The sequence below is a fragment of the Pseudomonas sp. TJI-51 genome, assembly GCF_000190455.2.
GTDB classification, from domain to species: Bacteria; Pseudomonadota; Gammaproteobacteria; order Pseudomonadales; family Pseudomonadaceae; genus Aquipseudomonas; species Aquipseudomonas juntendi.
Genome location: NZ_AEWE02000030.1, coordinates 54,951 through 62,268, shown reverse-complemented (window position 1 = coordinate 62,268; position 7,318 = coordinate 54,951). Strand labels below are relative to the sequence as shown.

General features: G+C 65.1%; 6 protein-coding genes. 4 read left to right on the top strand and 2 right to left on the bottom strand.

From position 1 onward, the window contains the following. The 3 genes from G1E_RS29265 to G1E_RS06975 form a co-directional block, all read left to right on the top strand. The coding region (locus tag G1E_RS29265; RefSeq protein ID WP_047149727.1) for a cobaltochelatase subunit CobN at positions 1–1,523 on the top strand (1,523 nt) is incomplete at its 5' end. Between the two features lies 1 nt (position 1,524). Next, positions 1,525–2,535 carry an ATP-binding protein gene (locus G1E_RS06980; protein ID WP_009686701.1) on the top strand — a complete coding sequence of 337 codons (1,011 nt, stop codon included), beginning with the start codon at positions 1,525–1,527 and terminating at the stop codon, positions 2,533–2,535. Positions 2,536–2,624: 89 nt separating this feature from the next. Further along, positions 2,625–3,203: a VWA domain-containing protein gene (locus G1E_RS06975; protein ID WP_047149724.1), complete on the top strand. Its 579-nt coding sequence runs from the start codon at positions 2,625–2,627 to the stop codon at positions 3,201–3,203. Between the two features lie 106 nt (positions 3,204–3,309). On the opposite strand, the gene G1E_RS06970 is transcribed toward G1E_RS06975, so the two are convergent. Next, positions 3,310–3,576, bottom strand: coding sequence for a hypothetical protein (locus G1E_RS06970; RefSeq protein WP_009686703.1), 267 nt, complete (start codon positions 3,574–3,576; stop codon positions 3,310–3,312). Between the two features lie 340 nt (positions 3,577–3,916). On the opposite strand from G1E_RS06970, the gene G1E_RS06965 reads away from it, so the two are divergent. After that, positions 3,917–5,242 (top strand): sigma-54 dependent transcriptional regulator, encoded by a 1,326-nt coding sequence (locus G1E_RS06965; RefSeq protein ID WP_009686704.1) that lies wholly within the window; start codon positions 3,917–3,919, stop codon positions 5,240–5,242. 47 nt (positions 5,243–5,289) lie between these two features. On the opposite strand, the gene G1E_RS06960 is transcribed toward G1E_RS06965, so the two are convergent. Further along, positions 5,290–7,290: a U32 family peptidase gene (locus G1E_RS06960; RefSeq protein WP_009686705.1), complete on the bottom strand. Its 2,001-nt coding sequence runs from the start codon at positions 7,288–7,290 to the stop codon at positions 5,290–5,292. Positions 7,291–7,318: the final 28 nt, after the last annotated feature.

Genomic DNA, 7,318 nt, shown 5'->3' with positions numbered 1-7,318 from the left:
CCCCGCGGGGGGGGGCCCCCCGCCCGGAGCCGTTGCAAGCGGTAACCAGCGAGGCATGGCGCACCTGTGGCGATACACGGGAGCGCCTGGAGCTGTTGGCGCTACACCTGATCGAGCAGGCGCTGGCCGGCACTGCACAGCTACCTGACAGCGCCGCATGGCACCCCGTGCATGCGGTGCTGCAAGCCCTGTGCATGGACGTGGCGCCGGGCCTGGATGCCTGCGGCAGCGCAGAAATGCAGGGCTTGCTGGCGGCGCTGGCCGGGCGCTTCGTGCCGGCAGGGCCCAGTGGTGCGCCCAGCCGTGGCCGCCTCGATGTGCTGCCCACCGGCCGTAACTTCTATACCGTGGACGTGCGCAACCTGCCTACCACCACGGCCTGGCGCCTGGGCTTCGCCTCGGCCAACCTGATTCTTGAACGCCACCTGCAGGACCATGGCGACCACCTGCGCCAGTTGGGCCTTTCAGTGTGGGGTACCGCTACCATGCGTACCGGCGGCGACGACATCGCCCAGGCCATGGCGCTGATGGGCGTGCGGCCGGTGTGGGCCAGCGGTAGCCAACGGGTCGATGACTTCGAGATCTTGCCGCTGAGCTTGCTCGACCGCCCTCGGGTGGACGTGACCTTGCGCGTTTCCGGGTTCTTCCGCGATGCCTTCGGCAACCTGATCCGCCTGTTCGATGCCGCGGTGCAGGCGGTGGCGGCGCTGGACGAGCCCGACGACCTCAACCCCTTGGCTGCCCGTGTACGCTCCGAGCGCGCTGCGCTGCAGGCCCAGGGTGCAAGCGCCGAACAGGCCGCTCGGCAGGCTGGCTGGCGGGTGTTCGGGGCCAAACCCGGCGCCTACGGTGCCGGGGTGCAGAATGCCATCGACGGCCGCCTGTGGCACAGCCGCGAAGACCTGGCCGAGGTCTACCTCAACCATGGCGGCTATGCCTACGGCGGCAGCGATGACGGCACCCCGGCCCGCGCCCAGTTCGCCCAGCGCCTGGCCAAGGTCCAGGCGGTGTTGCAAAACCAGGACAACCACGAGCACGACCTGCTCGATTCCAACGACTACTACCAGTTCCAGGGTGGCATGCTGGCTGCTTCAGAAACCCTGGGCGGGGCCGGCGTGGCCAGTTACCACGGTGACCACAGCCAGGTGGACCGGCCGCGCATCCGCACCTTGAAAGAAGAGCTGAACCGGGTGATCCGCGCCCGTGCGCTGAACCCCAAGTGGATCGATGGGGTCAAGCGACATGGCTACAAAGGCGCCTTCGAGATGGCGGCGACGGTGGACAACCTGTTCGCCTTCGACGCCACCACGCACCTGATCGACGACCATCATTACCAGGGGCTGGCCGACGCCTATGTGCTCGACCCGGCCACCCGCGACTTCATGCGCGAGCACAACCCCGAGGCCTTGCGTGACCTTACCGAGCGACTGCTTGAGGCCCAGCAACGTGGCCTGTGGCAAGCGCCTGGTGACTACCGCGAAGCGCTTGAGGAGCAACTGCTCGACGGCGAGGAACAGGCTTGACATGAGTGAACCCGTACAATTTCCGCTGGTGGCCGTGGTGGGTGCCGAGGACCTGAAGCTGGCCCTGTGCCTGACGGCCATCGACCCGAAAATCGGCGGCGTGCTGATCGAAGGCCCGCGCGGCATGGCCAAGAGCACCTTGGCCCGTGGCCTGGCCGACCTGCTGGGTGAGGGCCCGTTCGTGACCCTGCCGCTGGGTGCCAGTGAGGAACGGTTGGTCGGTACCCTGGACCTCGACGCCGCGCTTGGCCAGGGCAAGGCTCAGTTCTCCCCAGGGGTGCTGGCCCAGGCCGATGGCGGCGTGCTGTATGTGGATGAAGTCAACCTGCTGCCAGATACCCTGGTCGACCTGTTGCTTGACGTGGCCGCCAGCGGTACCAACCGCGTCGAGCGCGACGGCATCTCGCACCGCCACAGCGCCCGCTTCGTGCTGATCGGCACCATGAACCCGGAAGAAGGCGAACTGCGCCCGCAGTTGCTCGACCGGTTCGGCCTTAATGTGGCCCTGGAAGGTTTGCCCGAACCTGCGGCCCGGCAGCAGATCATCCGTCGGCGCCTGGCCTTCGACCATGACCCGCAGGCTTTTTGCGCGCAATGGGCGCAGGCGCAGGCGCAGTTGCGCGAGCGCTGCCAGGCGGCGCGCCATGTGCTGGCGGGCATTGCGCTGGACGACCAGGCACTGGCCTGGATCACCGAGCGCTGTTTTGCTGCTGGCGTGGATGGCTTGCGCGCCGACCTGGTCTGGCTGCGCGCGGCGCGCGCCCACTGTGCCTGGCGCGGTGGTGCAGCCATCGAAGAAACCGACGTGGAGGCCGTAGCCGAATTTGCCTTGCGCCATCGCCGCCGGGTGGCGCCACAGGCCAATCCGCCAGCCCCCCCGCAACAGGCCGAACAGCCGGCCGGCAGCAACCCTGGTGAACAAGGCGGGCAGGGCGATTGGGGTGCATTGCCCGCGCAGCCGGTGGCCAGTGGCGCCCGTCGCGAGGTGCCAAACTGGGCAAAAAAGCCCTGAGCCCCCCCCAGCCACACGCCATAGGGGGGGATGCCAAGGCGGGTGCAGGCAAGCAGCACGGTGCCAGCCGGGGGCGCGCACGCGACGCGTTGGCAGGTCGGGTCGCCTGGCTGCCGACCTTGCTCAAGGGGCGCCCACGCCAGCGCCAGGACCTGTGCTGGCAGCAACGCCGGGCCAGGCCTGCCGAACTGTGGCTGGTGATCGTCGATGCGTCGGCTTCAACCCGCCGCCACCAGGCCCTGGCGCAAACCAAGGGGGTGTTGGCAGCACTGTTCGATCAGGCTTATCGCCAGCGTGCTCGCCTGGCGCTGCTCACGGCCAGCGGGCGCACGCCGCAGTGGCAGCGCCATGGCCTCAAGGCGTCGGCGGCCTTGCAGCCATGGCTACAGGCGTTGGGGGCTGGCGGGGGCACGCCACTGTTCGCAGCCCTGGAGCAGGCCCGGCATTGGCTGCAGGCACGCCAGCGGGCACACCCGCAAGAAGTGCTGCGCTGCCTGGTGTTTACCGATGGGCGCGTGCAGCACAGCAACACGGTCCAACCCATGCCTTGTGCCACGCTGTTGGTCGACATGGAACTGGCACCGGTACGGCTAGGGCGTGCCCAGCGCCTGGCCGAGCAATTGCAGGCGGATTATCGGCACTTGCACCACTTCAAGCTCGCGTATTGAAGAGGGGCACTGCGGCACAATGTCGCAAGTGACAAAGTTGTCAGGTCTGCACGATGAAAGTTGCACAAGTGCGTGGCACTGCACGCACTTGTTATAGGCGCCGGTATTATTTAGGCATCGACCACGGTTGCAGGTCGTAACCTTTTTCGCACAATTCGGCGCGCACTTCCTCGATCAGGCTGGCCCACTGCGCGGGGTCGGAGTAGATGCGCGAAGACACCTGCTTGGCGCCAATGCGGGTGTTGGTCCGGTCGATCACTGCCAGGCTGAGTTCACCAGTGCCATTGGGGGCATCCCAGGCTACGCACTGGAAGGGTTCGAAGGCGTGGTCGGCAATCAGCAGTGCTTCGTTGACACGGAGCGGGGCATTCATGGTTCGGTCTCTCTATGGTCCCAAACAGCGAAGTAAGTCCGCGTTGCTTAAAAGTCGCCTCAGGTGCGCGAAGTGCAGCGCGGGGTTATGTGTACTGATGCTCGCTGTGCGGTAGCAAGTCACACATTGCGAATAAATTTTTTGCCAGGGCAATCTCCGTTATTCCCTGCGCCGCCATGTGATGTCGTTAAAGTGCGAAAATTCCCGTGGGCGTTTGTAAAAAAATGCGTCGGCAGACGGACGGTACTGGGCAGTGTCAACTTCGTTGCTACTGTTAAACGGGCGCCACAACTTGCTGTTTTACTTTAAAAAAATCAAACAATGGCGCCAAGGATCGGTCATGCAACAGCCTGCCGCGCAACGCCGTTTGCTGATCGTCGACCCCTGCGACGATTGCCACCGCCTATTGCCGGGCCTGCGCAACGCCGGCTGGGATGTCGACAGCTGCATGCTCGCCGCCGCACTGGACCACCCCTGCGATGTGGGCCTGCTGCGCTTGCAGGCCGCGCACCTGCGGCACCCGGACGCGGTCAAGGACATGATCAAGCGCAGCAACACCGAGTGGATCGCCGTGCTGAGCGCCGACCAACTGCGCATGCCAGCCTTCGGTGACTTTGTCTGTGAGTGGTTTTTCGACTTCCACACCTTGCCGTTCGACGTCTCGCGGGTGCAGGTTACCCTGGGCCGGGCGTTCGGCATGGCGCGCCTGCGCGGCAAGGGTGCGGTCAAGGTCGATGACGCGAACGACGAGTTGCTCGGTGACAGCCGGCCGATTCGCGAACTGCGCAAGCTGCTGGGCAAACTGGCGCCTACCGAATCACCTGTGCTCATCCGCGGTGAAAGCGGCACTGGCAAGGAGCTGGTGGCGCGCACGCTGCACCGCCAGTCGCAGCGCAGTGATCAGCCGTTCATCGCCATCAACTGTGGCGCCATCCCTGAGCATTTGATCCAGTCCGAATTGTTCGGCCACGAGAAAGGGGCTTTTACCGGGGCGCACCAGCGCAAGGTCGGGCGTATCGAAGCGGCCCACGGCGGCACCTTGTTCCTGGACGAAATTGGCGACTTGCCGCTGGAACTGCAGGCCAACCTGCTGCGCTTTTTGCAGGAGAAGCACATCGAGCGCGTAGGCGGCAGCCAGCCAATACCGGTGGATGTGCGGGTGTTGGCGGCGACCCACGTGGACCTGGAACGGGCCATTGAGCAGGGGCGTTTTCGCGAAGACCTGTATTACCGCCTGAACGTATTGCAGGTGGTGACAGCACCGCTGCGCGACCGGCACGGCGACTTGTCCATGCTGGCCAACCATTTTGCCCATTTCTACAGCCTGGAAACCGGGCGCCGGCCGCGCTCCTTCAGTGAACACGCCTTGGCAGCCATGGGCCACCATGACTGGCCGGGGAACGTTCGCGAGCTGGCCAACCGCGTACGCCGCGGGCTGGTGCTGGCCGAAGGGCGGCAGATCGAGGCGCAGGACCTGGGCTTGCAGTTGCACGACCAGGAGCAGCAGCCGTTAGGCACCCTGGAAGAATACAAGCACCGCGCCGAGCGCCAGGCCTTGTGCGATGTGCTCAACCGGCACAGTGACAACCTGAGCATGGCTGCCAAGGTGCTGGGTGTTTCGCGGCCGACGTTCTACCGCTTGTTGCACAAGCACCAGATACGCTGAGCGTTACACCACGGCACCTGGGCGAACATCACCCAGGGCCGAACCCCTCAATGCGGCCCGCGCGGGATGGTCTTGAGCAGGTCTTCGGGGCTGATGTGCCCAACCACTTGTGCAACCGCGCTGCCCGGTGTCGGCAGGTCGATGATATGGCTCTTCATCTTGCCAATCACATGCATCTCGCACGGCTTGCAGTCGAATTTCAGCGTCAGTACCTCGTCGCCCTGAATCAGCTGCATGGGCGCGACCTTGGTGCGTACGCCGGTGACACCCTTGGCCTGCTTGGGGCACAGGTTGAAGCTGAAACGCAGGCAGTGCTTGGTGATCATCACCGGCACCTCGCCGTGCTCTTCATGGGCCTCGTAGGCGGCGTCGATCAGTTGCACGCCATGGCGGTGGTAGAAGTCGCGAGCCTTCTGGTTGTACACGTTGGCCAGGAACGACAGGTGCGACTCGGGGTACACCGGCGGCGGCGTGGTCTCGGCCTTGCGCGCGCCGCGTGGGTGGGCCTGTACCCGCGCGGCGGTCAGTGCCTCGATGGCCTCGCGGCGCAGGGACTTGAGCTGCGAGTTGGGGATGAAGTACGCCTGCGGGGCGTCCAGCTCGATACGGTCGGCGTGGTACATAGTGGTACCCAGCTGGCCGAGCAGGTCGTGCAGTTGCTCCAGTGCCTGCTGGGGCTTGTTGGCGACGCCGAACGGGCCCTCCAGGGCTACCTGCACACTGACCCCTTCCTCGCTGCTCAGGGTCAGCAGCAGGCGTTGCTCGCGCAGCACCGCGTGCCACTCCACGCCCACCCGGCGTTCGGAGGACGTGCGCTGCAAGGCCTGTTGCCAGTTGTGGTCCAGGTTGCGCGACAACGGGTGGTTGGGGCGCAGCTTGTGCAGCCCTTCGGGCATTTCATTGGGCTCGACGCGGTAGCGGTAGCGTGTTTGGCCGTCTTCTTCAAACTCGCCGCGGGGCTCGGCGATGTTGGCGCGAAAACCCAGCACTTCGCGTTTGACCAGCACATTCAGGCCGTCGCCGTTGGTCAACGGCACGTCGGTCACCACGTGCAGGTCGCGCTTGCCGACCTTTTCCACCACGCCCACCGGCAGGCCGGTGAAGGTTGGCGAGTCGAACGCGCCGATATCGACCTTGCGGTCGGTGACGAAGTAGTCGGTGCTGCCGCGGTGGAAGGTCTTGTCCGGGTCGGGCAGGAAGAAGTGCTCGGTGCGCCCGCTGGAAGCGCGGGCATAGTGCGGGCGGCCTTCCAGGATGGCGTCCAGTTCCTTGCGGTAGTGGGCCGTGATGTTCTTCACATAGCCCATGTCCTTGTAACGCCCTTCGATCTTGAACGAGCGCACGCCGGCATCGACCAGGTCGGCCAGGTTGGCGGTCTGGTTGTTGTCTTTCATCGACAGCAGGTGTTTCTCGAACGCGACCACGCGGCCCTGGTCGTCCTTGAGGGTATAGGGCAGGCGGCAGGCCTGCGAGCAGTCGCCACGGTTGGCGCTGCGCCCGGTTTGCGCGTGGGAGATGTTGCACTGGCCGGAAAATGCCACGCACAGTGCACCATGGATGAAGAACTCGATGGCCGCGTCGGTTTCGGCGGCGATGCTGCGGATTTGCTGCAAATTCAGCTCGCGGGCCAGCACCAGTTGCGAGAAACCGGCCTGGTCGAGGAATTTCGCCCGCTCCAGGGTGCGAATGTCGGTCTGGGTGCTGGCGTGCAGCTCGATCGGCGGGATGTCCAGCTCCATCACCCCCAGGTCCTGCACGATCAGTGCATCGACACCGGCGTCATGCAACTGGTGGATCAGCTTGCGCGCCGGCTCCAGCTCGTTGTCGTGGAGGATGGTGTTAATGGTGGTGAACACGCGCGCATGGTACCGATGGGCGAACTCGACCAGTTCGGCAATGTCGCTGACTTCGTTGCAGGCATTGTGGCGCGCGCCGAAGCTTGGGCCGCCGATGTAGATGGCATCAGCGCCGTGCAGGATCGCCTCACGGGCGATGGCCACGTCACGCGCAGGGCTGAGCAGTTCCAGCTGGTTCTTTGGAAGGGACATGTCGTTGTATTTTCGGGCTGTCACGGGT

Bases quoted from the DNA above. Each gene is read 5' to 3' on its own strand.
- G1E_RS06970 (WP_009686703.1), bottom strand. From the start codon at position 3,576: ATGAATGCCCCGCTCCGTGTCAACGAAGCACTGCTGATTGCCGACCAC.
- G1E_RS06980 (WP_009686701.1), top strand. From the start codon at position 1,525: ATGAGTGAACCCGTACAATTTCCGCTGGTGGCCGTGGTGGGTGCCGAG.
- G1E_RS06960 (WP_009686705.1), bottom strand. From the start codon at position 7,290: ATGTCCCTTCCAAAGAACCAGCTGGAACTGCTCAGCCCTGCGCGTGAC.
- G1E_RS06965 (WP_009686704.1), top strand. From the start codon at position 3,917: ATGCAACAGCCTGCCGCGCAACGCCGTTTGCTGATCGTCGACCCCTGC.